We start from the raw sequence: 22,512 nt of genomic DNA, 5'->3' as shown, positions 1-22,512 counted from the left end.
GGTTTATTTTTTACTCCGGTACACTCATTAATTTCTCTTTCATTTTGCGAATAAGAACGACAGCGCCAATTGTACACAGAAGTGTAATTCCTTCGGCAACGAAGATGTTGATTGTTTTTGTTTGGTAAAGTGCCGCGAAAAAGTCTACAAATGCGTGGAATAGTATAGCGTATACTAGGAAGATGTATTTCTTCTGTTTTACTGCGTATAAAACAAGCATTGTAAAGGCGATTTGAAGCACGAGTGCCATAATTCTTTCTAAGCTACCAAGGAAGTATAAGTAGGCAGGTTGCTGAATTAGCATGTCCTGTAAAATGCTGAGCTCGGGTTTTTGTTCAATCAGTCGAGCGAAGCTACCATCGTTAATAGAATTAGCAAAAATTAATGCTTGTAATGCAGAAAAACCGCCAATTAAAATAGATTCAATTCCGCCGTGACCAATTCCATAAGCGAAGCCATCTTTATATTCTAGATATTTTTTTAGTAAGAAGAAGAAGGCAACGAAGCGTCCTAATTCTTCAAAAATACCAGCAGTCAATCCGCCATAAATTGCGAAGACAAACGGATTTTCTAAAAATGGAGCGATTGTTGGATTACCGCGCATAAATAGGTGGAATGGTGTTTCAAGAATTTGGGTGAATCCGATAAAGATAAGAACACCAACGCCGACCACTTTCCAATTAATATTATATTTTTTACGGAAATAAACGAGTACGATAATTGGGACCAGAATCGAGACAATGAGTTGAAAAATGATGCTGGCAATTACAGTATTTGAAACCATACTTTCACCGCTTTCTAATATATGTACATATCTATTATGCATGAAATAGGGGAGAGATGAAACTTTTAGAAAGAAAATGAATTTACTTATTGACTCTAACGTTGCGTCATACTTTATCGTATGTACTAAGGGGGAGATACAAATGACAATGAGAGTAAAAGAAGTAGCTGATTTAGTTGGAATTAGTGTGCGCACACTGCATCATTACGATGAAATTGGGTTGTTAACCCCAGATGAGACGACAGAGTCTGGATATCGTCTGTATTCCAATGAAAATTTAGAGACATTGCAGCAAATTTTGTTTTTTAAAGAGCTTGGCTTCCCTTTGAAGAAAATTAAAGAGATTATCATGAGTCCATCATTTGATCGCGAAGAGGCACTACAGCTTCATAAGAAGATGCTTCTTGAAAAGCGTGCCAGATTAGATAAGGTGATTGCGACGATTGATAAAACAATTCAGCATACAAAAGGAGAGATTGAAATGACGAATAAAGAGAAATTTGAAGGATTCGATTTCAGCCATAACCCATATGAAGAAGAAGCACGTGAAAAATGGGGAGATGCAGCTGTAGATAAAGCGAACGAATATGCAAAAGGTATGTCAAAAGAGAACCAAGAGGAGTTTAATGCTATTTATAGAAATTTAGCAACGCTTAGACACGATGCACCAGATTCTAAAGAGGCGCAGGCAGCTATTAAAGTATGGTACGATTACTTGCAAAACTTCGGTGAATATTCGTTAGATGCTTTTAAAGGACTCGGTCAAATGTACGTCGCTGATGAGCGCTTCACGAAAAATATCGATAAGTTTGGTGAGGGGTTAGCGCAGTTTATGTGTGATGCGATGGAGGTTTATGCGGATCGTAATAAAAAATAAAAAGTAAAACAGGTGGAGATTTTCTCCACCTGTTTTACTTTTTAATCATATCATTCAAAGTCTGATCTCCCGTATTGTTCAAATGAGAATTTTTACTCATTTCTCGTTTTAACATATCGAGGCTTTGTGTATATTCTGTATCATTTAATGCGCCAGATTGAAGCCCTTGAATTTGAGAAATCAACTTTTGGTCTGTTGATACATATGCTTTATAATAGCGAGGGACGATGGACAAAGCAGTTTTATATACTTGATCTGCTACAAGTTTCGGATCCGTTGTGTTTGCACGGTATACAACGAACACTTCATCATCAGTAACGAGTGTAGCAGCGTTTGTAACGTCAGGAAGTTTGACTGTCATGCTTGTAATCATTTCAGCGACCTTCTCGCGATTAATGGCCCCTACTTGTTTGTTAGATACTTCATGTTTTTGTTTAGATGAATAACCGACTCTCGTGAGCCTTGTATTTGTATTTTCTGTATGATACATGTCGTTTTTATTGGAAACAAGAACACGGCTTCCTTCTTCGCGCTCCATTTCGGCTTTATTATTTGTTTGGCAGCCTGCAAATAAGGAAAGAGTGAGAAGGGAAAGTAAAATTTGTTTTTTCACGATGTATCACCTCCTTCTCCATAGCATGTACTAATTTGCAATTTTTTGTATTTGAAATTGTTGGTTGTTATGCTTTGTGATACGATAAAAAGAAGAATGCTTAGAGAGGAAGTTAATGATGGAGCAAAAGCAAGAGCAAGAGATTCATGCTACGGTGAGCATTAATAATGTTCAGTACGAAGTAATTAAAAACTTTCGTGACGGTTTTAGTGAAGAAGCATTTAAAGAGCGCTATGCAGAAATTTTAAATAAATATGATTATATCGTTGGAGACTGGGGATATGAGCAACTTAGACTGCGAGGATTCTTTGATGATAGTAACCAACGTGCGACATATGATACGAAAATTAGTACGTTAACGGAGTATTTATACGAGTACTGTAACTTCGGTTGTGCACACTTCGTATTACGAAAAGTGAAGAAATAAAAAAATCCTCTTACAATTGTAAGAGGATTTTTTACATATTCTCGCTTATAAACAAATCGAGATATGATCGCCTTCAGAAAGTATTGCATTTGGTTTCATTTGTTGTCCATTTAATTGAATATCCCCATTTTTAATTTTATCCACAATGCGTGTACGGCTCCAGTCGGAAATATATGTGGATAAGGCTTTATCAATGCGGTGGGAACCGAAAACGATATCTAATACGATCGTGATTTCAGCTACGCCACTTTCTTTATGTTGCGTAATAGAAATAGTAGTACTTGTTTCCGTTTGATCTTGCTGCGTCATATCGATTGTTTCAACGTGATCAGTAAATGATTTATAAATACGCAGTTTTTGATTCCACGTATGATCTTTCGAACATTTATAAATAGCAAAGCGGTATATGTTTTTTCCATTGGCGTTATGCCTACGAATATTCGTATCAGTAAATAGGGTAGTACGTCCGCAATTTTTACAATATTTTTCGATTGTGTGTTGCTGATTTTCATATAAACTCCAAGAAAGTTCTACTTTCTGCATTTTCCTTCACCTCTTATAGTAGTGGCAAAGAAACGTAATACAGCTATTTGGATGTCTTGTAGTATGAAGACATGAGAAAAAGACAAAAATAAAAGGAGGTTCCCCAAAGAGGAACCTCCGTAAACATCATACTACAGATGCAATACGTTCCTTTGTAATGGGAATGGGCAGACTACTCCCTTGAAAAAGCACGGTGCTTTTTTGAGAGTAATGCTATCCAATTGCTGGTCCATTACAAAGTAAATGTTGGCATACGTAGATAACGTCCTTTCTATCCAAATAGATTTATTCTTAATTATAACATGTAATACTGAAAATTCAAAATAATTAAGACAAAAAAACACCAGCTAAAATAGCTGGTGCATACGATAAATTATATAAGTTCAAATAAAAATGAGCGTAATTCTTCTGCAATTTCTTCAGTCATAGAAAATGCGTGCTCTAAGTAGCCTGGTTCGTTTAAATCGTCAGCACCGATAATTGCAAATTTATTACTTTGCATATCAAGTACAATTGTTTTACCGTAATGACGATCGGAGTATAAAAGCGCTAAATCGTGACGCTCATTTTCTCCCATAAAGCTAACGAAACGAGTTTTTGTAGCGACAGTGTCGTCGTACAGAAAGAAACGTTCTTCCATACACATGGCTCCTTTATTAAATATCTAAGTTTAAGTGTGGTTTATGATCTAAATGGTGATGCGTTTTAATGAATCGTACTGTTCTTGTTTTGTAACGCATTACGATAGAGTATGTTTCAGCTAAATCTCCGCCAAGGAATTTAACACCGTCTAATAACTCACCAGCAGATACACCAGTTGCTGAGAAGATTGCATCATCCCCAGATACTAAGTCATCTAACATAAGAAGTTGACGAGGGTCTTCTAATCCCATTTCACGACAACGAGCTTCTTCTTCTTCGTTCATTGGAACTAAGCGAGCTTGCATTTCACCTTCAAGGCACTTTAATGCTGCTGCAGAAATAACACCTTCTGGAGCTCCGCCAATACCTACGAATAAGTCGATACCCGTTCCAGGTAGTGCTGTTGCGATTGACGCACCAACATCACCGTCACCAAATAATTTTACGCGTGCACCTTTTGCACGAACACGGTCAATAATATCTTGATGACGTTCACGTTCTTGAACGATAACCGTTAGGTCACGAATCTTTTTATTGTTAGCTTCTGCTACAATTTCAATTGTTTTTTCAATTGGATCATCTAAGCTAATTTTACCAGCTGCTTTTGGACCAACCGCGATTTTTTCCATGTACATATCAGGAGCATGAAGAAGGTTCCCTTTGTCTGCGATTGCAATAACTGCCATTGCATTTGCAAGACCTTTTGCAACGATGTTTGTACCTTCTAATGGATCAACGGCGATGTCTACTTCCGGACCGTTACCTGTTCCTAGTTCTTCACCAATATACAACATCGGTGCTTCATCAAGTTCTCCTTCACCAATTACAACTGTACCTGCCATGTTTACTGAATCGAACATATCACGCATTGCTGTAGTTGCTGCATCATCTGCTTCATTTTTCTTTCCGCGGCCCATCCACTGTGCGGATGCTAAGGCTGCTGCTTCTGTTACACGGACAATTTCTAGTGCGAGTTCACGTTCCAAGATTCCATTCCTCCAATTTCAAAAATCATACAAATATAACTATAACAAATAACGGAGAAAAGGTGAATTCGAAAAATTGTCGATTTTTTCAGAAGAAAGCGTTACAATTAAAATGTAAATGCTTTAATTTCCAGGTAGGTGACATTCATGTATTTTGTAGACAGAAAGAAAATAGAACAAATGCTAGTATGTTTAGAACGAGCAACAAGTACATTTCAAGAGAAAAAGATATATGAAACCGAGTTTGAATTTTACGCATTAGAGCGCATAGCCCATCTTATTATTGATACTGTATTAGATGTAGGAAATGCGATGATTGATGGATTTATTATGCGCGATCCAGGAAGCTATGAAGATATTATTGATATTTTAATGGACGAGCGAGTGATAAGTGAAGAAGATGGCCAAGGGATGAAAGAAATTATCCTTCTTCGAAAAATGCTTACGCAAGATTATATTCAAATGAATCATGATGAATTATATAAGACGATTCAAAAACATATTGCAGTGGTGGAAAAGTACCCAGCAAATATTCGCAGTTATTTAGAAAAGGAATTAGGACCTGTATCTGCATTTGTACCAGAATAATTATGCTTATAAGATCCCCAGAGAATACCTTTTGGGGATCTTATATTGTATGTGAGAAAGAAAAGGGAGAAGGGTGAAGTATGGGGGAAGCACGTACTACGAAAGACGAGATTGTGCAATTGTTGAAAGTAAAGGGAGAGCACACAGTAGCGGAACTAGCTGACGTTTTAGAGATTACAGAAATGGCAATCAGAAGACATTTAAGTAATCTTGAGAAAGACGGACTCATTTATTCTAAGATGGTAAGGCAACATGTCGGAAGACCAACTTATTTGTATGGATTAAGTGAAAAGGGAGAAGATACATTCCCGAAAGAGTATAAGCAATTTGCGATTGATATGTTAGAAGATTTAGCTCGAATGGGCGATGAAAAAATACTTCGTTACGTTTTAAAAGAGAGAACGAAGCGAATGGAAGAACAGTTGCAAAAGAGAGTAAGTAATCAAAAGAATTTAGCATATAAAGTGCAAGAGATAGCAGCTATGCAAGAGAGAAACGGTTATATGGTTCAAATAAAGAGAGACGGAGAGAATTCTTTCGTAATTGAAAAACAAAACTGTCCGTTAAAAGAAATTGCAGAGAGATTCCCGCAAGTATGTGAAGATGAAAAAGAGATGTATAAGCGTTTATTTACGAACGCAGATGTGAAAACGCTAGCAAACATGTGCGAGGGCGATTGTAGTTGTTCTTACCAAATAAAAGAGAAAAAATGAACGTTATGGGGCGCTTTAAGGTAAAGCGTTTTTTTCTTTTGGAAAAGCGGGTAATATAAAAGTGGTATGATAAGGTGAGAACGTTAGCATAGAAGGAGAGACATAATCGATGTATAAAGGTTACTTAATTGACTTAGACGGTACGATGTATCGCGGAGAAGAACAAATTGAAGAAGCAAGCGACTTCGTCAAAGCATTAGGAGAGCGCGGCATTCCATATTTATTCGTTACGAATAACTCAACGCGTAAACCAGAACAAGTGGCAGAAAAGCTTGTTCGTTTCGATATTCCAGCGAAAGCAGAGCAAGTATTCACAACGAGTATGGCGACTGCGAACTTCATTTATGAACGTAAACAAGACGCAACTGTATATATGATTGGTGAAGAAGGGTTACACGATGCACTTGTGGAAAAAGGATTTGAACTTGTGGATGAAAATCCTGATTTCGTTGTTGTGGGTTTAGATCGTGACATCACATATGAAAAATTAGCAAAAGCGTGTCTTGCTGTGCGTAACGGCGCGACGTTTATTTCTACAAATGGGGATATTGCCATCCCAACTGAGCGCGGGTTATTACCAGGTAACGGTTCATTAACATCGGTTGTAGCAGTATCGACAGGTGTGGATCCAATCTTTATCGGAAAACCAGAATCAATCATTATGGAACAAGCTTTAAAAGTTCTTGGTATAGGAAAAGATGAAGCATTAATGGTTGGGGATAACTATGATACAGACATTTTAGCAGGAGTAAATGCTGGTATGCATACGCTTCTTGTCCACACTGGAGTCACAACTGTGGAGAAGTTAACAGAATACGAAGTTCAACCGACGCAAGTTGTGCATAACTTGACGGAGTGGATTGAGAAGATGTAATGAAAAAAGCTGTTCCAAACTTTGGAACAGCTTTTTTTATTTCGTTGTGACTAGTGTCGATTTTTGTCGGTAAGTCGATATATTTGAAAAATCGCCGATATAATCTGAGTTACGCCGATATATTTAGAAAATCGCTGATATAATCTGAGTTGCGCTGATATATTAAAAAAATCGCTGATATAATTTTATTAGAATGCACGATTCACAACGTCTTTCACTTCTTCAAGATATTGCTTACGCACACTATCATCCACAGAAGGGACACTTGTATAGAATGTATGCTCAAGTGTTTCAATACCTGTGAATTCAAAAATACCAACATCCGCTGTTTTCTTCATTGCGTCAAACATGCCGCCTGCTGTGTATGCTTCTTTCGTATTGCCCATTGTAGATAATAATAATCCTTTTTTACCGCGTAATAACTTTTCAATACCGTTTTCACCGTAAGCATAAGCGAATCCGTGGCTAAATACACGGTCAACGTATCCTTTTAAAATAGCAGGAAGTCCCGCCCACCAAACTGGATAAATAAATGTAATGCTATCCGCCCAAGAGATATGCTCTTGCTCTTCTTTAATATCTTCTGGTGTATTTCCTTGAGAAAATGAGATGAAATCGGAAGCGCCTAATACTGGATTGAAGTTTAATTCGTATAGATCGCGAACGCGTAATTCATGACCTTTTTCTTCTAATTCACGTTTTACCGTTTCTAAAATCGCATGGTTGAAGCTTTCTGTATTTGGGTGTGCATAAACGATTACATGTTTCATTGTTCTTCCTCCTATTTGTGGATATGTGAATAGCTATTTATATATCTGTAACTATTATGGTTACTACTTTTATAGAAGTCAAGTAATACATATGTATGTATAAAAAGACGCTCGAAAATCGCCTTTTTATACCCCGCTCATACAAAGTACAAAGAAGACGAATAAAATGATAACAATACCAATGCCAAAGTTAAATACGAGAGTACTATCCATATATGTAGCCTCCTTGTTTGAAAGTAAAAAGCACTCTAGTTAAGAGTGCTTTTTTATTTTGAATCTACTTTATAACTTTTAGAAAGTGATTCATGCGTGTAATGATTTACATTATTTTATGTATTTATACTTTGAAATGAGTAAGTCCTTGTTGGATATAGAAAAAAAGACACTCGTTCGAGTGTCTTTTAAGATGACAAAATGTGCCAATTGCTTGAGGTTGATAAGACGCTAATTTCCGTGTTAACGCCTTTTCTTTAATCAAGAAGTGTAGCAACAGCGATTCAAATAAATTGTACCATCTGTTTAATCGCGGTGCGTATGCAATTGTGCATATTATGATCATGAGGTAGGTAATGAACTGTGAATAATTTGAAGTGACTTATTTACGATTTCTTCTGCGGCATATATGCCGATTGCGTCTGTTTTTAAAATATGGGGTTGTAAGTTATCATGCATTGCCCCTAACTCACCATGAAGTGGTGCGAAGGCATGGTTCGCCTTTTCAAGCATGCATAAATCAAGTAAAGAATCCCCAGCTGTAATAATCGTATCTATTTGCAAAATTTCTTTTATATATTGCACGGCGTCCCATTTATTAATTGGTTTTGGTACAAAGTATAGCTTTCTACCTTGAAGTGAATGATTCCAGCCTTGTTTGTCTAACCAGGAAGTGAAAGATGATAATTCATCATAAGGAATGTTCTCCCGTTTAATAATGCAATAATGGAATAGATCATCGGCTGTTTTTTGTGATATAACCCAATCTTTATGAGCTATTTGTCCAAATTCCTTTAGTATGTCGTTTCTCTCTATACATTCAACCGATAGTCTTTCTTTTACTGTCCTGTTCCAAGTACCATCTTGTTTCCCGTTATGAAGGATATTACCGCCATTACTTGTAATGACGTATTCGGGAATGATTTCGTCTTGGAATAAAGCAATCCGCTGAAACTGCTCAATAGTTCTTGTTGTAACTGGGATGAAATGTGAGTGCAGTTGTAATTTTTTTAGTAGTGAAATGGTTTTATGTGATATAAAAGAAATTTCTTTTCCATCTAAAGTTTCAATGAGTTGAATTGATTCATCTTCTATAGGTGCACGAAACGATTTCCGGGAATAAATAAGCGTTTGATCAAGATCACTGGCGAAAATCATATTGTTTCCTTCCTAAGAGGCTTAATGAGCCCGCAACATGAATAAGCCATATTCTCATAGAGTTCAATAGGGATATTCTTTTCTTTAGCGAGAAGTAAAATATGCTTTAAATCGGGATTGCTTTGCTTCCGTATTAAAATTTTCCACGGTATTCTCCGGAGTAATACACGAGTTGTTTCACCGACTCCTGGTTTAATTAAGTTAATATCGTCAATTTCAAAGTGATTTTGGATAGACTGTATATCTTTTAATCCTTGCCAAGAGGGATCAGTGTAAGTTGAAGTAATATAACGTAATTGATTATCTATATGAGAATGAACAGAAGGGAATAAATCTGTTACCTCATCAACGAAGAAATTTGATAAATCTTCTTGCTCTAGCTCTTTATAATATTTAACACCATGAAAATCTTTTGGACCGATATAGGTGTCATTTAGTACAGTGCGGCTAATTAGTCCAGAGACTGTTGCATTTAAGCAAGCGCTAGGAATAAGAAAATCTTCACGTGTACCGTAAATTGAAGTACAGTAACCGGGATCAGCAAGCACAGCCATACAATGAGAAATGTGTGTATTATTTCGTTCGTTAAATGTGTGTACTGCATATTCTAATTCTTTTTTTATTGCACCTTTTCCAGTCCACCCATCAATGAATTGAATTGTTTCTTTAGGGTGATGTTCCAAAATATAATGGAGTGCATTTTCATCAATACCGCGTCCGCGAACAATAGAAATACAATAGTGAGGTACATCAAGATTGTATTGATAGCGTATGTAGCGTTTGATAAGAATGCCAATAGGTGTACCAGCACGAGCTAATGAAATGAGGACAAGGTTAGTTCCTTTAGTTTGTATAATCTGTTCGGCTACAACTCCAACAGCGATGGCTAGTTTGTGTTTGTATTGTTGCAGGGAAGAAAAGAATAAATCCATATACGCTTTAGATGGTTTATATTCCATTGGTAACATTTCGGAATAATGTGTGCCAGCTTGAATTGCTTGTTCTCTAGTTTCCGTGGAACTTTCTTTCATTAAATCACTAATATCTTTTAATAGAAAAATAGCATCATTTGGATTGTAACTACTAATATGAGAATTTACTTTTACCATAATTATCAACCTTCCTTTTCTATGCTATTTGAAAATGAGACGATATGAATAAAGGGAATAACTGTTTGTAACTGCTGTAGAAGAGGAAACAGGGCTTCTTCTCCTAAATCACGCTCAATAAAAACAAATACTTCATCGTAATCATGAGGTGAAATATTATAAAAGTAATTTGTAATAGTAGAATCTTCAGGACTTGGATATGAGAAATGATTATGAATGGCATAGTTCACATCATTTGAAACAGGATGGATAGGGCTTCTTGTTGTAGATTGATATAAAATATTTTCACCCATTTCAGCAGCAATTTTCATTGGGATATACATAAATTCACCCGTTCCGAGACAGAGTGTTCGTTTTCCAATTCTTTCTCTTTTTAAAGTTTTTCCCGCTTCTTTAGCGAAAGAATGAATGGGCTTTTGTTCATATGCTGAAATGCCAAATCGCCCAGTATATTTTATATAATTTGATGTATAGGGTGATTTTGGGCAGGTAAGGGTATGCTTTTTGAAATCAGGTTTTGTTTCTTTAATTTGAATATCTGTTTTTGCAATATTTAATGGTTGGCCAGTTGTATGAATACTGCCTTCTAATAAAGAAATAATATGAATCTTAATTTGAAGTTCTTCTTCTAATTGTTTAAATTGTTTTCTATTAGTATGAGAACGCCAGTCTAATAAAGAAGCAATTATATATTCTTCTCTTGGGAATTTATTTTGAATAGATCTAATAATATTTAATGCTGTTTTTCCTGTTGTCATCTCATCATCTACGAGAACAATTGGATTGTTGTTTTGAAAAAAACTTTCATCTACATAACAACGGTGCGATGTTGCATGAGAATGTTCTTCCTCAAATGTAATGACAGATTCTAGGTGGGGTATCGATTCCCTAGTTGTATGCACATACTTTGCATTTTGAAAGCATTGAAACATAGAATGACCAAGTGCTGTCGCTGTTTCAGCGAATCCGATGAACAAAACTTCTTCTTGCAGAGGATATTGATAACGAAATACTTCCTCTGGGATTTCATGAATTTCTAATGAAATGAGATTTAAAATTTCTTTTTGAAATGGATGAGAAGTATTATGTAGCATTTCCATATATCTTGCAGCGAGAGCAAATCCACTTGATAGAGAGACTGCAGGTTTAATAGGAAGATGCTTTCCAAGGATTGTACTCACAAATAAAAAACTACGTTTCTTATTTATTCTCGCAGCCATTTGAAACAGATTGTCTAGCGCTAAATTATATGGATTATCACGTACTTCTACATGAACTTGTATATTATTTAAAACGTTATACGTGTTGCTTTGCGTTTGTAATAAGGAGATCGGTGAATTGTTTGTTTTCATGTAGCACCCCGTAAATATTAGATTTTAAAATGGTTTTGCGAGCCCAGCCATAATGAGGTTTTACTTCATTCATTTTGTTAGAAAAGCTGCTTTTTAGCACTCCATTATACGTATCTGCATTTTGTAAAATGGATCTCGCATCTAAATAATCTTCCATTGTGACAATATGCATTGCCTGTACAACTTTAATATGAGATGGGTGAATAACTGTCTTACCGATTAATCCATTTGCATGGTCGAGTGATACCTCTTGGATGAGCCCTTCTTCATAATCATTAGAAAAATATTCCCATACACATCCTGAAATAATATATTCATTTGTTGCCCTTGAGAAAACGTTAATAATGTCCGAAATACAATCACGAACAACAGTAATATGATAGATAGGTGTGTATTTATTACGCCGAATACTAAATATACTTGAAAAGTCAGTAGCACCAATACGTATATTTAAGATGTGATCGCGATAGGAGTCTAGTAAATCCTTTATTTGTAATAATGATTCTATCCGTGTTTCTTTATACATAATTTCTGGTGATTCTAAAATCGGCATTCCATAAAGTGATAATGAGTATAACTCGTTTATATATGCAAGCTGATTGATATAAGCCTTTCCATTAATCGGTGTGAATTTTGGAAAGACAAAACCACATAAACAATGAACAGCACTACCTAATTCAGTAACAATTGTCTTCATTTGACTTGGCTGTCGAACTCTAATAAAAAGAAGTGGGATGTCTGCTTGATTTAGTATGTTGGCACTGACTAAGTTGGCGATTTGCTGTATTTGAACGACGATGTTTTGCACTGCAAGTTTTACTTCTTCATCGCTGATAGCGTCCTCTAGACAAAGAATAATTGAGGTAGCATCCACATGTTTCTTTCTAATTATATCTTCCGCAATCGTTTCTTTCGTGCCAGGAGTATATAGTGTGGCGCCTAGTGCGTAAGCTAGTTGTTCTTTCCCTATATTTTTTGAAAAACTAAGAGGTTCTTTATAGAAAAAATTTTGCCGTTCTTCTAAGGAGAGGTAAGAAAAGTAATTCAAATTGTCACCACCTTATTTGTAATGATTCTGTTTAATCGTAACATAATAAGAAAAATCTTCCATAAAAATGAAGCGAGAAATTAAAAAAATATATTGAGAAAGATGAATTATAAGATGAATATCGAATATTGTTAATAGAAATATAATAGGGGGAAAGAGAAAGTGGATATACATAAGTTAACAGAGGAAGAAGCAAATGAGATAAATACGTGGACGTACGAGGAACCATATAGTTTATATAGTTTTTCAGGCGAGAAAGAAGTAATAGAAGAGCTATTAGATGGAACGTATTATGGCTGTTGTGTCGATCAAGGAGAGTTCATCGGCTATTTTTGTTTTGGAGAAAATGCACAAGTACCAGGTGGAAGAGATGCTAATTTATATGGTGGAGAAGATGTGATTGATATCGGACTTGGTATGAAGCCGGCGTTAACTGGGAAAGGAATGGGGAAAGAATTTTTCCAAGCTGGAATAGCGTTTGCCACGAAAGAGTTTAACGCAAAAATGTTTCGATTAAGCGTAGCAACATTTAATACAAGAGCGATTACGCTATATAAAAATATCGGATTTAAGCAAGGGCCTATTTTTTTGAGTCGCGGAAGAGAATTTATGCTTATGGAATACGAAAGACCGTCAGCATGAAACTGACGGTCTAGAAAACATTATTATTCCGAGTGATCAGCTCGGTGCGCTAAACGGCTTGAGGCAGCGGCAGCAATTCCGCCAACGATATCGTCAAGGAACGTGTGCACTTTTCCAGTTGATTTATCATTTAAGTATTCTAAAATACCAGGTTTTAATTTATCGATATATCCAAAGTTCGTGAAACCGATAGATCCGTATACATTCACGATAGAAAGTGCGATAACTTCATCAATTCCGTATAAGCCTTCATCACGTTTTACAATATCTTGTAACGGCTCACTTAGCATTCCCTTTTCAGCAAGGACATCAAGCTCGATACCAGTAATCAGTGCGTTTTGTACTTCACGTTTTGATAGTACACGTTCTACATTGTAACGGCATTCTGACATCTCTAAATTTGGATGATATTTTTTTTGAAGAAAATGAACAAGTTCAGCAATATCGTCAATTGTTACACCGCGTTCTTGTAATAGTTGTAATGCTCTTTCTTGTAGTTGATTTGATTCTTTCATGTTTATCACCTTTTTTTCTTTTTAGTATTTGTATACGTTTCGTTGCTTTATCATGTGCATAGGAATGAAAGGCGAGCACAAGCTCATATATATAAAGAAAAACCATAGGTGGCGACTGCGATGATTCAGCATATTTATGAGCATTATCACATGCATGTTAAAGAATTAATCCCCCTTGGCCCCTATAAAAGCTTTTGGATTCGCAACAAAATTTATGTACTTGTTCCAATTGGAGAAATGGAGGAAGAAGTACTTGTAGAGATGAAAAAGCTCAGTGATTATATGAACCAGCAAGGGGATATAACTGTAGCGACTTTCGTTCCGACTATACACGGCTACTATGTAAGTGAGATAGAAGAACAAAATTACTGCTTATTAAAAGGTATGCGCACGTTAGAACGACATGCTATGTCATTAGGAAGTGAGCTTTCTATATTCCATAAACGAGGTGCATTCTTTCCAGAAGAAATTGAGCAATTAAGCCGTATTGGTGAATGGAAAGCGTTATGGGAAAAGAGACTCGATCAGTTAGAAAAGTTTTGGCAATCACAAGTGATGAACCACCCTACAGACGTATTCGATCAATTGTTTATTGAATCCTTCCCGTATTACTTAGGAGTTGCAGAAAATGCCATTCAATATGTTGTTGATACAGAAATGGATGATACGCCGCAACTAACGGATGCAGCGACAATTTGCCAAGAACGATTCACACCTTTATTATGGCATCAAACGAAGCGTCTCAAACTCCCTTTTGATTGGGTGTATGATCACCCAACTCGAGATATAGCAGAATGGATTCGCTATATGATGATTGAAAAAAAGAAAGACTGGGATCAAACAATCGTTCAATTTGTTACAGATTATGAACGAAATTACTCGCTGTCCTCATTTGGTTGGCGCTTATTATTTGCAAGGCTCCTGTTCCCGCTTCACTATTTTGAAACGGTCGAACGATATTACCAAACTGGAAACGAAGAACAAAAAAGCATATATAGAGATCGCTTAGAAGCCATTTTACACGATGTGAACCGCTCAGAGCAATTTATGAAGCATTTTTATGGCTCACTTCGTTTACCAGTAGATAAGCTCGGGATTAGAAAATTAGATTGGCTATCTTAAAAATATAAAAAAGAGACCGAGTGAGGTCTCTTTTTTATATACCACAATTTTATGTAATACATTATGCCCCTACCTGCTGATCTGTACATATATTTAAAACGAATTGATGCCTTTCGAGCTTTTCATTTACTTTACCTAATAATTCTTGCTGGATTTCTTTAAATAAAAATTGATAGCTTGTATTCCATGTTGGTATAACGGATGAAAGGCCTAATAAATACTCTTTTTTCTTTTCTAGTTCTTGAATTGTTACAAAAGTGTTCCCCATTTTTGGCATTTGTCGTCCCCCTATGTTTTTTTACTGTATATGTGTGAACGATTCACTATATAGTATTAATTATCGCATTTTTTGAGAGGGATTTCCAATTTTGTTTTATGATGTTAACGGATAAATGTGATTTGAATAAAAAAAGGAGACCAAATTTGGTCTCCTTTTAGAAGGCGATTCTGAGCGAGCCGCTTCCGCTTTTAGATTAATATCTAGCTCCAGCGGCTAGAACAGTCGGCCATTTCGCGCCTTCCTGTGAGGCAAAAAGCGCCTCTTCGTCAGGAGCTCCAATGACCTCCTGTTCTGAACGAGCCGCTTCCGCTTTTAATTAAAATACTTGTTCTACTTCGATAACGCCTGGTACTTCTTCAAGTAACGCGCGCTCGATACCAGCTTTTAGTGTGATTGTAGAACTTGGGCAGCTTCCGCAAGCACCCATAAGGCGTAGTTTTACGATACCTTCTTCAATGTCTACTAATTCAACGTCTCCGCCATCGCGAAGTAAGAATGGACGTAATTTATCTAATACTTCTAATACTTGTTCTTGCATATGTGGGTTTTCCATTTTTATCGACTCCTTTCATCAGTTTTATTATAATCAAGATAGAGGGGAAAATCTATTTTTTCTCTTCTTGTTTTATTGTCGAAATATTGTATCGTGTTTTTTCAGTATAGGGGTATGGAATAAGTTTGTAAAATGATGTGCTTATGTAATAAGACATCTGAATATACTGTTGGGACAAGAAGTGGGGGAGAAGAAATGGTTAATGTTCAAGTGTATGGGACGAAAGTAATTTGTGCGAGCTGCGTCGGAATGCCATCTTCAACAGAAACGTTTGAATGGTTACAAGCGGCAATTGGTCGTAAATATGAAGGACAAGAAAATAAATTTAATTTCGAGTATATTGATTTCCAAGAAGAACAAGAAGATGCAGATAAAAAAGCATTCGCAGAGCGCGTAGTGGAAGAAGATTTATTTTATCCGGTCGTTCTTGTAAATGGAGAAATTGTTGGAGAAGGAAATCCTCGTTTGAAGGATGTTTATGAAGAAATCGAGAAATATTTATAAAACAAGAAGTCTTTGCGAATTTGCAAAGGCTTTTTTTATTGGAGGGATAGATATGAAAAATGGAGTGAAGCATGCGTTACCAACGGAAGTACAACAGTTAATGGAGCGGTACACAGTAGAATTAAAAGAAATTTTTTTAGATGAAAAAATAGTAGGGGTATATATTTACGGCTCCATCGCACTTGGTGCATTTTATGCAGAAACGAGCGATGTTGATTTTGTTACAGTGATAAGTGATTTCGTGAATGAAGCTGAAAAACAGCAGCTTGTGGAACTGCATAAGAAACTTAGTGATAATACGCTAGGTAAAAGAATGGACGGTATGTATATTCCGCTTGCTGACTTAGGAAAATACAATGATGAAATGAACGAGTATGTATATTGTGCAGAAGGAAAAGCGGACATTGGTTATTGGGATATTAATGCGGTCACATGGTGGACGTTGAAAAATCAAGGCATTACAGTTACCGGAAAAGAAGCAGAAGATCTTCCGCTGCAAATACAATGGAATGATGTAGTAAATACGATGAAATATAACGTAGAACAGTACTGGAGTGAAAAGGCGAAGAAGCCATATTTATTTTTTATAGAAGAGTGGGTAGAATCAGCTGTCGTTACGATGGGACGTATTTTATATACACTAGATCATAAAACAATCGTTTCAAAAGATAGAGGACTGCAATACTTGTCAGAACGTTCAGCGGAAGAATGGGAGCTCTTATTAAAAGAAGTAGCGAGAATACGGCACAATCCAAAAGAAAAGCGAATGCTCTCAAGGTGGAGAAGAGCAGATATGACGAAGAGGTACTTACTGCATTTAATTGAGACGTGTAGAGAGAAATGGTAGGGACGAAAATGGACAATACAGTGGGGGGTATTGTCTTTTTTATGTTGAATTTGGTATATAATGGTTTAAAAGGTTTAATTATACTGGAGGGGATAGGATGAATATAGAATTAGCTACATATGAAAAAAAGAATGAACAAATGAGTATGCGCCAAGTAATTAGCATTCTATTAATTATTTTTGGGGTCATGCATGGAATTGGTTTTTTGAACCTTTTATATGATTCTTCCTTATATCCATGGTATGTAGATCATCTTATTCCACCTTTCACGTTTTGTATGATTATCGTAATGTATGCACCGGCAAGAAATTGCTGCTTACATTTAATAAAATCATTACAATTCAATAATTTTAAACACTATGTAACGATAGTAATGACAGCGATTGTAATTCTTATATATCTTGCAATATTAAATTTAGTTTTAGCACATGGGATTGGTGTGGACGAGTCTAGTATAGTAATAAAGCCTACTAAAAGTGAAATCATTTTATATGTAGTTGTGCTCACCATTTTTGCACCGATTTGGGAAGAACTTTTATTTCGGGGGATGTTTTTTACGAAATTATCCCAGCGCTTTTCTGCACTTACTAGTGCCGTTATAAGTGCTTTCATATTTACTTTTGGCCATCCCCTTACAGTAGGTAGTATTTTATATATTTTTGGTATGGGTATATGTTTAGCATACACATATAAGAAAACGAAGAATTTACTCGTTCCAATTGGGATTCATTTATTAAATAATTCGTTTTATTTATTAGTAAATTTTCAACTATAAAAAGACGCCTTTTAAAAAGGAAGTCTTTTTTATTTTGTAGTAGATAGAAAAGTATTTACAAGTATTGTGTAGAGGAAAGATAATAGAAAAAAATATGCGCATGGGGGAAGATGATGAGTAAATATAAATTACATATAGATAAAGAACAACTATGGAAAGGCTGCGTTTTAAATTCGATTGCCCATGCAATTAATGTAGCGCATTGTCCAGATTTCTCACATGAAAGTTCATGGGATGGATTTAACTATAGTATGCAAGATAGCCAAGGCGGACAAGGGACAATTACGTTTCATCCGAATTACACGATTGTATGTCTTCAAGATGTGAATAGCGAGAGAATTGATGAGTGGATTGATGCGAAAAATTATTTTGAAGGGGCATCTTCGGAAGTAATAGATATTGCGAAAGAAGAAGCACTTCAATACGTATTAGAAGAAGTAGAAGGCGAAACAGTTCCTTTTATTACAACTGCATTTTGGATTGAGGATAGCGGTGCGTATTCAATTGATTCATTTGAAGAGATGGAAGAGCACGGCGGATTCTTATTAGAAATTCCATTACTTGATACAGAATCAGCAATAGAAAGACTGGAAGAAGAGTATGAACTGACAGCGGAACAAATAGAGCTTTTACAACTTGTGTATGAGAAAAAAATCCAAAGTCCAAATGAGGAAATTAAGTTGTCTAAAGATGAAATAGCAATGATTGGAACGGAAGATAGCGAAGGATTGGAAGTTAGTAAGGAGTCATTTGAAGAAATGAATATTACTTGGGAGTTGTAGGGGGGATAACATGTTTCCGATTGGTGATCAGCCGAAGATTATGAAAGACTTAGCAAGTATAGCTGGTGATTTAGAAGAAGTAGCGATTGAGGGGAAAACAAAAAATATAGAACGACTAGCATCTTTAAAAGTTAAAAAGTTATGGATGTTCACAGTAAATCAAAAGCAGTTTGATCATATTCTTACGTATGTTTGTCCCGATATATTATACGTTTACGAAATGAGGGTCGAGGATTTAAGTAGCCTTCAGAAATTGTCTAATTTACAACAGTTGTATATGTGCTGGAATACAAAAGCGAAGACGTTATGGGACATTGATTATAATAAAAAACTCAAATCCTTACTAATTGATGATTTTTCTAAGTTAGAAGATTTAAGTGCTTTAAGTAAGTGCACACAACTTAATACCTTCTATATGGGTGGTGGAATAAATACAGCGATGAAAGTACAAACTTTAAAACCACTCGCTGAATTACAGCAGTTGCAAAAGCTTACTTTGATGAATTTAAAGGTTAAAGATGATTCATTAGAACCGTTAATGCAATTGAAAAATTTAAAGGAGTTAAGCTTATCTAATCAATTTAAAGTGGAAGAGTATGCAAAACTCTCTGTAGCATTGCCATATACGGTATGTGAGTCTTTTAAACCTTACGTATATATGAACGATGCAATAGATGGGGAAAATATAATGGTGACTGGGAGAAGAAGGCCAGTCCTTAATTCAAAAACGGATACTGTGAAGATGCAAAAGTATGAAGAACGATTTAAAAAGTTACAAGAGGAATATAAAGCACTAGTAGAAAGTACAATGTGAAATTACATTGTACTTTCTACTAGTTTTTTCATATACATATCAACTTCGTGAAAGAATATGGGCTCTTTTTCCTCGGTATTCAGATGCACGGTGCAATGTAAATATTGCTGTAAGTAGCGATTAGCTTGTTCGTACTGTTTTAATTTGTAGAAAGAAAAACAGGTAAGAAGTAGAAACGCTTTTTCTCGTAATATTGGAACGACAGCTAGTACAGGAGTAATGGAATGCATATTTGTTTCCACTAAATTTTCATAAGATACCCACGTTTGAAACCAGTCGAAAATAGTAGAAAGGTAATTCGGAATTTCGATAGTTTCATGTGAAACATTATGCAATAACTGGTTCTGTTTGATATGCATAGGCTCTATTCTCGTTTGTAGAATGCAATCGAATATTGAAATGTTCTCTTTTATTTGTAATTGGTTCGTAATAAGCTGCGGGAGACCGATAGGGTGGACTCCTATATTTATATAAAAGTCATCTCCAAACTGGCTTTTTTGTATGTTAATGAGCTTATAAAATCCGTTTTCAGCTTTGAAAAATGTATGTCTTTTTTTCTTAAAGTCGAGTGGTTTTAAAGTGGCGTGTAAATTTGTAATAAAATCTTGCTCCTTTTTAGAGCTAGGCTTACTCTTCGTCATATTCATACGTAGTTAAGTTTTGTAAGAAACTTTCAAAGTTAGGTGCTAATTCAATAATTTCCTCAAACTCATTATCGATAAATATAACTGGAGGATTTTCAGCTACATTTCGATAGTCTAATGCAATCCATGTATGTCCATCACCAGATAAAAGTACGATATTCTCAGGCATTTCCCATTCTCGAATTAAATAGCAGCTCTCTAAAATACTAGATTCATTTTCATCAAAAGAAATACCATATAAACCAGATACATTAACGTGATCGTCTGCCCAAGAATTTGGCTTTGAAGTAGGGTGAACATCGAGACGAAGAGTTCCCCCATTTTGTTCTTTTAGAAGGGTTATATATGATTCTGGAAGCTTTACGTTCAGTACTTCTTCTGCTTTTTTGATTAGTTCATCGTTAATGGGTGCTAGTTTTAAATAGTCATCGTCTGCCCAAATTGTACTCTTCATATTCGGTCACCTCAAATAATAGTTTTAAGAATCTTATGTCATATATTATAGTTAGTTTAGATAACACGCAATAGAGGGAGGGACGGAGTATGGATGTGTATGAATACCTCGATCACGTAAATTCTAAAGAAGATTTATTAAAATTTCTTGTATACCTCCAAAAGGATTTTAAAGTGAATAAAGATGAATGGGAGAATGTAGAGGTAGAGACTTATTTAGAGGCATTAAATAGTTGGTTAGGTTCTTGTGAATCGGTTTATATAAATCAAGGAGAGAAGTTTCCAGAAAATATTTCATGGAAGTTTATTGCTCAAATGTTACTTGCGGCAGCTCATTATGAATAAAATTAGATTTTTAAAAGATAGAATGGAGAGGATATCATGATTAACCATAATAAAATTAAACAACTTTTAACACATGTAGATCGTGCTGAGGATAATGAAATTGAGCTAGAGTATGAATCTGAACCTATGACGATAGAATTGTTTAATAGTGAAGAAATAGAAGAAGGGCAACTTGGTTATAGTTTTGATGAAGAAGGACAAAGCTTAGTCGGGAATGAAGAAGGAGATTGGAAAGAAGGATGGATTGTAATAGGGATAGATTCATATCTTGGAGACCCGATTTTTGTAGATAGTAATGATGAGAACTGTCCAGTTTATACAGCTATGCACGGTGAGGGAGAATGGGAGCTGGAATGTATAGCGGAACGTATAGAAGATATTATTGAGAAAGTGAAGGGGAATGTGGGGGAAATAAAATAGTATTTCAATGTGATTAAGAGGGAGGAAATGTAGTATATATTCACTAAAAAAGATGTATAAAAATGATTTTGATGCATCCTTTTTAGTGAATATATAAAATAATTAACTTAGTGTATTAAAGATATGATACATGATTATTTTAATATATTTAAAAGTAAAATGAAATAAGAAACGGATAATTGTCGGAATATATTCGATTTCCGTTCATTTTTATGAAATATGTGTACTTTTTGTTAGATTCCTTCATTTTGTCCATATACAATAAATGTATATAGAAATAAGAAAAGGATGATGTACGTGAAGGACACTGTTTTACAAGAAACGATTTCTCCACAAGAATTACATAAAGTTGTTCAAAAGAATACAGCTTATTATGATTTTAAGTGGGGTAAAGTAGAAAACCCTGCGCAAGGGAATACATGGAATTGGGTAGCCTTTTTCTTCCCAACCTTTTGGTTAGCTTATCGCAAAATGTATAAGTTATTTATTATATTTGCGTTATTGGCTATACCTAGTATAGTTATAACCCCTTTTATAGATATTCCAGAGGGGATTTATGTAACATTTAGTTTAGCTCTTCAATTAGGAATGATGATATTTACTGGATGGCAAGGAAACCGTTTATATTATAAGCAGGCTGTTCGTGTTTTTCGTAAGGGAGAAGATGCGTCTGATCATGAGAAGGCGTATTTCTTACAATCTAAGGGTGGCGCTAGTGTAGCTGGTATGATTGGTTTACAAGTTATAGTCGGGATTGTGTTTGGCGGAGCTATGCTCGGACTTTCTCTTTTACCAACTGAGCCGAATATTAAAAACGTTGTTCGTTCAACTGGTGAAGGGGTTACTTTAGAGATTATGACTGATAATCCAACCTGGAAGTTTGTGAAGAAAGAAAAAGATTATGATGTAGTAGAGTTTACTGGTTATGATTATACAGAGAAGAAAAACGTGAAAATTAAATTTGCTGTTTATTTCGATGAAGATTATTTCGAGTGGCAAGAGGTATATGAAAATAATAAGAAGTTAAGTGAAGAAGAAGTAGAAGAATATCAAATTTATATTGAAGAAAATAATTGGGGTTTCTAGAGGGAACTCGTTCATTTTGAAAAGAAGAATCTT

At 35.5% G+C, this 22,512-nt stretch carries 30 protein-coding genes; 15 read left to right on the top strand and 15 right to left on the bottom strand.

What is annotated here, in order from left to right:
* Positions 1-10 precede the first annotated feature (10 nt).
* Positions 11-826 carry a YhfC family intramembrane metalloprotease gene (locus ACW0JX_RS24350; RefSeq protein ID WP_016079840.1) on the bottom strand — a complete coding sequence of 272 codons (816 nt, stop codon included), beginning with the start codon at positions 824-826 and terminating at the stop codon, positions 11-13.
* Between the two features lie 100 nt (positions 827-926).
* Here ACW0JX_RS24350 and ACW0JX_RS24345 point away from each other — a divergent pair, with 100 nt between their 5' ends.
* A complete protein-coding gene (locus ACW0JX_RS24345) occupies positions 927-1,661 on the top strand; it encodes a MerR family transcriptional regulator (RefSeq protein ID WP_000178775.1) in 735 nt (244 codons plus the stop codon).
* 34 nt (positions 1,662-1,695) lie between these two features.
* Here ACW0JX_RS24345 and ACW0JX_RS24340 read toward each other — a convergent pair whose 3' ends face one another.
* The gene (locus tag ACW0JX_RS24340; RefSeq protein WP_459245150.1) at positions 1,696-2,274 is read right to left on the bottom strand and encodes a YhcN/YlaJ family sporulation lipoprotein; all 579 of its coding nucleotides are present in this window, start codon (positions 2,272-2,274) and stop codon (positions 1,696-1,698) included.
* 115 nt (positions 2,275-2,389) lie between these two features.
* On the opposite strand from ACW0JX_RS24340, the gene ACW0JX_RS24335 reads away from it, so the two are divergent.
* A complete protein-coding gene (locus ACW0JX_RS24335) occupies positions 2,390-2,701 on the top strand; it encodes a YutD family protein (RefSeq protein ID WP_000970508.1) in 312 nt (103 codons plus the stop codon).
* Positions 2,702-2,746: 45 nt separating this feature from the next.
* Here ACW0JX_RS24335 and ACW0JX_RS24330 read toward each other — a convergent pair whose 3' ends face one another.
* The 3 genes from ACW0JX_RS24330 to glpX form a co-directional block, all read right to left on the bottom strand.
* Positions 2,747-3,244, bottom strand: a complete 498-nt coding sequence (locus ACW0JX_RS24330) for a cytoplasmic protein (protein WP_459245149.1) — start codon at positions 3,242-3,244, stop codon at positions 2,747-2,749.
* A 373-nt stretch (positions 3,245-3,617) separates the two neighbouring features.
* Positions 3,618-3,884, bottom strand: coding sequence for a DUF3055 domain-containing protein (locus ACW0JX_RS24325; protein WP_000392611.1), 267 nt, complete (start codon positions 3,882-3,884; stop codon positions 3,618-3,620).
* Between the two features lie 16 nt (positions 3,885-3,900).
* Positions 3,901-4,872 carry a class II fructose-bisphosphatase gene (gene glpX, locus ACW0JX_RS24320; protein WP_000439090.1) on the bottom strand — a complete coding sequence of 324 codons (972 nt, stop codon included), beginning with the start codon at positions 4,870-4,872 and terminating at the stop codon, positions 3,901-3,903.
* A 147-nt stretch (positions 4,873-5,019) separates the two neighbouring features.
* On the opposite strand from glpX, the gene ACW0JX_RS24315 reads away from it, so the two are divergent.
* The 3 genes from ACW0JX_RS24315 to ACW0JX_RS24305 all read left to right on the top strand — a co-directional run bounded on the left by ACW0JX_RS24315 (position 5,020) and on the right by ACW0JX_RS24305 (position 7,047).
* On the top strand, positions 5,020-5,460 hold the full coding sequence (locus ACW0JX_RS24315) for a DUF86 domain-containing protein (protein WP_000274010.1): 441 nt from the start codon (positions 5,020-5,022) through the stop codon (positions 5,458-5,460).
* 80 nt (positions 5,461-5,540) lie between these two features.
* Positions 5,541-6,173 (top strand): helix-turn-helix transcriptional regulator, encoded by a 633-nt coding sequence (locus ACW0JX_RS24310; RefSeq protein ID WP_089171931.1) that lies wholly within the window; start codon positions 5,541-5,543, stop codon positions 6,171-6,173.
* A 109-nt stretch (positions 6,174-6,282) separates the two neighbouring features.
* Complete coding sequence (locus ACW0JX_RS24305; RefSeq protein WP_000276470.1) at positions 6,283-7,047, top strand: TIGR01457 family HAD-type hydrolase; 765 nt, start codon at positions 6,283-6,285, stop codon at positions 7,045-7,047.
* 188 nt (positions 7,048-7,235) lie between these two features.
* On the opposite strand, the gene ACW0JX_RS24300 is transcribed toward ACW0JX_RS24305, so the two are convergent.
* The 5 genes from ACW0JX_RS24300 to ACW0JX_RS24280 form a co-directional block, all read right to left on the bottom strand.
* Positions 7,236-7,817, bottom strand: coding sequence for an NAD(P)H-dependent oxidoreductase (locus tag ACW0JX_RS24300; protein WP_459245148.1), 582 nt, complete (start codon positions 7,815-7,817; stop codon positions 7,236-7,238).
* A gap of 555 nt (positions 7,818-8,372) precedes the next feature.
* Positions 8,373-9,188, bottom strand: coding sequence for an HAD family hydrolase (locus ACW0JX_RS24295; RefSeq protein ID WP_065229514.1), 816 nt, complete (start codon positions 9,186-9,188; stop codon positions 8,373-8,375).
* On the bottom strand, positions 9,185-10,297 hold the full coding sequence (locus ACW0JX_RS24290; RefSeq protein WP_459245147.1) for a cysteine protease StiP family protein: 1,113 nt from the start codon (positions 10,295-10,297) through the stop codon (positions 9,185-9,187). Before ACW0JX_RS24290 ends, ACW0JX_RS24295 begins: the two co-directional genes overlap by 4 nt.
* 5 nt (positions 10,298-10,302) lie before the next feature.
* Positions 10,303-11,649 carry a phosphoribosyltransferase family protein gene (locus ACW0JX_RS24285; RefSeq protein ID WP_459245146.1) on the bottom strand — a complete coding sequence of 449 codons (1,347 nt, stop codon included), beginning with the start codon at positions 11,647-11,649 and terminating at the stop codon, positions 10,303-10,305.
* Positions 11,594-12,697 (bottom strand): HpcH/HpaI aldolase/citrate lyase family protein, encoded by a 1,104-nt coding sequence (locus ACW0JX_RS24280; RefSeq protein WP_459245145.1) that lies wholly within the window; start codon positions 12,695-12,697, stop codon positions 11,594-11,596. Before ACW0JX_RS24280 ends, ACW0JX_RS24285 begins: the two co-directional genes overlap by 56 nt.
* A 162-nt stretch (positions 12,698-12,859) precedes the next feature.
* Between ACW0JX_RS24280 and ACW0JX_RS24275 the strand changes: the two genes are divergently transcribed.
* Positions 12,860-13,339: a GNAT family N-acetyltransferase gene (locus tag ACW0JX_RS24275; protein ID WP_088025373.1), complete on the top strand. Its 480-nt coding sequence runs from the start codon at positions 12,860-12,862 to the stop codon at positions 13,337-13,339.
* Positions 13,340-13,362: 23 nt separating this feature from the next.
* Here ACW0JX_RS24275 and ACW0JX_RS24270 read toward each other — a convergent pair whose 3' ends face one another.
* Positions 13,363-13,854 carry a phosphatidylglycerophosphatase A family protein gene (locus tag ACW0JX_RS24270; RefSeq protein WP_000665102.1) on the bottom strand — a complete coding sequence of 164 codons (492 nt, stop codon included), beginning with the start codon at positions 13,852-13,854 and terminating at the stop codon, positions 13,363-13,365.
* A 120-nt stretch (positions 13,855-13,974) separates the two neighbouring features.
* On the opposite strand from ACW0JX_RS24270, the gene yutH reads away from it, so the two are divergent.
* Positions 13,975-14,976, top strand: a complete 1,002-nt coding sequence (gene yutH, locus ACW0JX_RS24265) for a spore coat putative kinase YutH (protein ID WP_088025375.1) — start codon at positions 13,975-13,977, stop codon at positions 14,974-14,976.
* A gap of 61 nt (positions 14,977-15,037) precedes the next feature.
* On the opposite strand, the gene ACW0JX_RS24260 is transcribed toward yutH, so the two are convergent.
* Together ACW0JX_RS24260 and ACW0JX_RS24255 are read right to left on the bottom strand one after the other, a co-directional pair.
* Positions 15,038-15,253, bottom strand: coding sequence for a hypothetical protein (locus ACW0JX_RS24260; RefSeq protein WP_001125507.1), 216 nt, complete (start codon positions 15,251-15,253; stop codon positions 15,038-15,040).
* A gap of 319 nt (positions 15,254-15,572) precedes the next feature.
* Complete coding sequence (locus tag ACW0JX_RS24255) at positions 15,573-15,809, bottom strand: NifU family protein (protein WP_000431159.1); 237 nt, start codon at positions 15,807-15,809, stop codon at positions 15,573-15,575.
* Positions 15,810-16,004: 195 nt separating this feature from the next.
* Here ACW0JX_RS24255 and ACW0JX_RS24250 point away from each other — a divergent pair, with 195 nt between their 5' ends.
* The 5 genes from ACW0JX_RS24250 to ACW0JX_RS24230 all read left to right on the top strand — a co-directional run bounded on the left by ACW0JX_RS24250 (position 16,005) and on the right by ACW0JX_RS24230 (position 19,531).
* Complete coding sequence (locus ACW0JX_RS24250) at positions 16,005-16,313, top strand: YuzD family protein (protein ID WP_000248588.1); 309 nt, start codon at positions 16,005-16,007, stop codon at positions 16,311-16,313.
* Between the two features lie 52 nt (positions 16,314-16,365).
* Positions 16,366-17,160, top strand: coding sequence for a nucleotidyltransferase domain-containing protein (locus ACW0JX_RS24245; protein ID WP_134207568.1), 795 nt, complete (start codon positions 16,366-16,368; stop codon positions 17,158-17,160).
* 97 nt (positions 17,161-17,257) lie between these two features.
* On the top strand, positions 17,258-17,935 hold the full coding sequence (locus ACW0JX_RS24240; protein WP_459245144.1) for a CPBP family intramembrane glutamic endopeptidase: 678 nt from the start codon (positions 17,258-17,260) through the stop codon (positions 17,933-17,935).
* Positions 17,936-18,048: 113 nt separating this feature from the next.
* Positions 18,049-18,717 carry a hypothetical protein gene (locus ACW0JX_RS24235; protein WP_459245143.1) on the top strand — a complete coding sequence of 223 codons (669 nt, stop codon included), beginning with the start codon at positions 18,049-18,051 and terminating at the stop codon, positions 18,715-18,717.
* A gap of 10 nt (positions 18,718-18,727) precedes the next feature.
* Positions 18,728-19,531 carry a leucine-rich repeat domain-containing protein gene (locus tag ACW0JX_RS24230; RefSeq protein WP_459245142.1) on the top strand — a complete coding sequence of 268 codons (804 nt, stop codon included), beginning with the start codon at positions 18,728-18,730 and terminating at the stop codon, positions 19,529-19,531.
* A gap of 2 nt (positions 19,532-19,533) precedes the next feature.
* Here ACW0JX_RS24230 and ACW0JX_RS24225 read toward each other — a convergent pair whose 3' ends face one another.
* Together ACW0JX_RS24225 and ACW0JX_RS24220 are read right to left on the bottom strand one after the other, a co-directional pair.
* Positions 19,534-20,172 carry a DUF4304 domain-containing protein gene (locus ACW0JX_RS24225; RefSeq protein WP_459245796.1) on the bottom strand — a complete coding sequence of 213 codons (639 nt, stop codon included), beginning with the start codon at positions 20,170-20,172 and terminating at the stop codon, positions 19,534-19,536.
* Positions 20,159-20,629, bottom strand: coding sequence for an SMI1/KNR4 family protein (locus ACW0JX_RS24220; RefSeq protein ID WP_053563438.1), 471 nt, complete (start codon positions 20,627-20,629; stop codon positions 20,159-20,161). Before ACW0JX_RS24220 ends, ACW0JX_RS24225 begins: the two co-directional genes overlap by 14 nt.
* A gap of 89 nt (positions 20,630-20,718) precedes the next feature.
* Here ACW0JX_RS24220 and ACW0JX_RS24215 point away from each other — a divergent pair, with 89 nt between their 5' ends.
* From ACW0JX_RS24215 to ACW0JX_RS24205, 3 genes are all read left to right on the top strand, one after another.
* Positions 20,719-20,973 (top strand): DUF7660 family protein, encoded by a 255-nt coding sequence (locus ACW0JX_RS24215; RefSeq protein WP_000383680.1) that lies wholly within the window; start codon positions 20,719-20,721, stop codon positions 20,971-20,973.
* A 36-nt stretch (positions 20,974-21,009) separates the two neighbouring features.
* Positions 21,010-21,393 (top strand): hypothetical protein, encoded by a 384-nt coding sequence (locus tag ACW0JX_RS24210; RefSeq protein WP_168410367.1) that lies wholly within the window; start codon positions 21,010-21,012, stop codon positions 21,391-21,393.
* Between the two features lie 288 nt (positions 21,394-21,681).
* Positions 21,682-22,479: a DUF2628 domain-containing protein gene (locus tag ACW0JX_RS24205; protein ID WP_072940842.1), complete on the top strand. Its 798-nt coding sequence runs from the start codon at positions 21,682-21,684 to the stop codon at positions 22,477-22,479.
* Positions 22,480-22,512: the final 33 nt, after the last annotated feature.

It is taken from the genome of Bacillus sp. C-3-6, assembly GCF_054509685.1.
The sequence above is the reverse complement of the archived record's forward strand: the minus strand, read 5'-3'. Positions and strand labels throughout refer to the sequence as shown.

Coding starts and splice junctions, on each gene's coding strand:
- ACW0JX_RS24205 (WP_072940842.1), top strand. CDS start 21,682: ATGATGTACGTGAAGGACACTGTTTTACAAGAAACGATTTCTCCACAA.
- ACW0JX_RS24305 (WP_000276470.1), top strand. CDS start 6,283: ATGTATAAAGGTTACTTAATTGACTTAGACGGTACGATGTATCGCGGA.
- ACW0JX_RS24345 (WP_000178775.1), top strand. CDS start 927: ATGACAATGAGAGTAAAAGAAGTAGCTGATTTAGTTGGAATTAGTGTG.
- ACW0JX_RS24300 (WP_459245148.1), bottom strand. CDS start 7,817: ATGAAACATGTAATCGTTTATGCACACCCAAATACAGAAAGCTTCAAC.
- ACW0JX_RS24225 (WP_459245796.1), bottom strand. CDS start 20,172: ATGACGAAGAGTAAGCCTAGCTCTAAAAAGGAGCAAGATTTTATTACA.
- ACW0JX_RS24220 (WP_053563438.1), bottom strand. CDS start 20,629: ATGAAGAGTACAATTTGGGCAGACGATGACTATTTAAAACTAGCACCC.
- ACW0JX_RS24210 (WP_168410367.1), top strand. CDS start 21,010: ATGATTAACCATAATAAAATTAAACAACTTTTAACACATGTAGATCGT.
- ACW0JX_RS24245 (WP_134207568.1), top strand. CDS start 16,366: ATGAAAAATGGAGTGAAGCATGCGTTACCAACGGAAGTACAACAGTTA.
- ACW0JX_RS24315 (WP_000274010.1), top strand. CDS start 5,020: ATGTATTTTGTAGACAGAAAGAAAATAGAACAAATGCTAGTATGTTTA.
- ACW0JX_RS24285 (WP_459245146.1), bottom strand. CDS start 11,649: ATGAAAACAAACAATTCACCGATCTCCTTATTACAAACGCAAAGCAAC.
- ACW0JX_RS24250 (WP_000248588.1), top strand. CDS start 16,005: ATGGTTAATGTTCAAGTGTATGGGACGAAAGTAATTTGTGCGAGCTGC.
- ACW0JX_RS24240 (WP_459245144.1), top strand. CDS start 17,258: ATGAATATAGAATTAGCTACATATGAAAAAAAGAATGAACAAATGAGT.
- ACW0JX_RS24295 (WP_065229514.1), bottom strand. CDS start 9,188: ATGATTTTCGCCAGTGATCTTGATCAAACGCTTATTTATTCCCGGAAA.
- ACW0JX_RS24255 (WP_000431159.1), bottom strand. CDS start 15,809: ATGGAAAACCCACATATGCAAGAACAAGTATTAGAAGTATTAGATAAA.
- ACW0JX_RS24325 (WP_000392611.1), bottom strand. CDS start 3,884: ATGGAAGAACGTTTCTTTCTGTACGACGACACTGTCGCTACAAAAACT.
- ACW0JX_RS24330 (WP_459245149.1), bottom strand. CDS start 3,244: ATGCAGAAAGTAGAACTTTCTTGGAGTTTATATGAAAATCAGCAACAC.
- ACW0JX_RS24260 (WP_001125507.1), bottom strand. CDS start 15,253: ATGCCAAAAATGGGGAACACTTTTGTAACAATTCAAGAACTAGAAAAG.
- ACW0JX_RS24350 (WP_016079840.1), bottom strand. CDS start 826: ATGCATAATAGATATGTACATATATTAGAAAGCGGTGAAAGTATGGTT.
- ACW0JX_RS24235 (WP_459245143.1), top strand. CDS start 18,049: ATGAGTAAATATAAATTACATATAGATAAAGAACAACTATGGAAAGGC.
- ACW0JX_RS24310 (WP_089171931.1), top strand. CDS start 5,541: ATGGGGGAAGCACGTACTACGAAAGACGAGATTGTGCAATTGTTGAAA.
- yutH (WP_088025375.1), top strand. CDS start 13,975: ATGATTCAGCATATTTATGAGCATTATCACATGCATGTTAAAGAATTA.
- ACW0JX_RS24290 (WP_459245147.1), bottom strand. CDS start 10,297: ATGGTAAAAGTAAATTCTCATATTAGTAGTTACAATCCAAATGATGCT.
- ACW0JX_RS24335 (WP_000970508.1), top strand. CDS start 2,390: ATGATGGAGCAAAAGCAAGAGCAAGAGATTCATGCTACGGTGAGCATT.
- ACW0JX_RS24270 (WP_000665102.1), bottom strand. CDS start 13,854: ATGAAAGAATCAAATCAACTACAAGAAAGAGCATTACAACTATTACAA.
- ACW0JX_RS24230 (WP_459245142.1), top strand. CDS start 18,728: ATGTTTCCGATTGGTGATCAGCCGAAGATTATGAAAGACTTAGCAAGT.
- ACW0JX_RS24215 (WP_000383680.1), top strand. CDS start 20,719: ATGGATGTGTATGAATACCTCGATCACGTAAATTCTAAAGAAGATTTA.